This window comes from Crystallibacter degradans, assembly GCF_012952295.1.
In the GTDB taxonomy this organism is placed as follows: domain Bacteria; phylum Actinomycetota; class Actinomycetes; order Actinomycetales; family Micrococcaceae; genus Crystallibacter; species Crystallibacter degradans.
Genome location: NZ_JABBCH010000090.1, coordinates 1 through 446, shown reverse-complemented (window position 1 = coordinate 446; position 446 = coordinate 1). Strand labels below are relative to the sequence as shown.

General features: G+C 65.0%; 1 pseudogene. It reads left to right on the top strand.

The features are described from left to right. Window positions 1-446 (top strand): annotated as a pseudogene (locus HGO92_RS23245) (NlpC/P60 family protein); the annotation flags it as partial.

Sequence of the window (446 nt, the reverse complement as noted above, 5' to 3'; positions counted from 1 at the left end):
ATGCCGGTTCCGTGGGCCGCCAGGCTGCTGTGATTGCTGCCGCGTCCGGTCTGGTTCTTTCTGTCGGCGTTCCGGCGCAGGCGACCAATATTGAGCGTGAGGCTTCGGTCCAGGCTGCTGCTGCGGCTCCGTCGCGGGTGCAGGTTGAGGCTGTGCAGGCTTCTGCTGCTGTTGAGCTGGATCTTGAGCGTTCGGGTGTGACCTCCACGGCTGCTCCGGTGGTTGAAGAGCCGGAGCCCGTGGTTGAGGCTGTGGCCGAGGAAGTTGCTCCGGTGGTTGAGGAAGCCGCCGAGAAGGCTGTTGCTCCGGTTGAGAAGGTCGAGGAGGCCCCGAAGCCGGAGGCGAAGGCTGATGTTGCTGCCAGCGGTATTGGTGCCGCGTTGGTGGCGTCGGCTTACGGCCAGATCGGTGTGTCGCAGGACTGCACCGCGATGGTCGAGAACGCG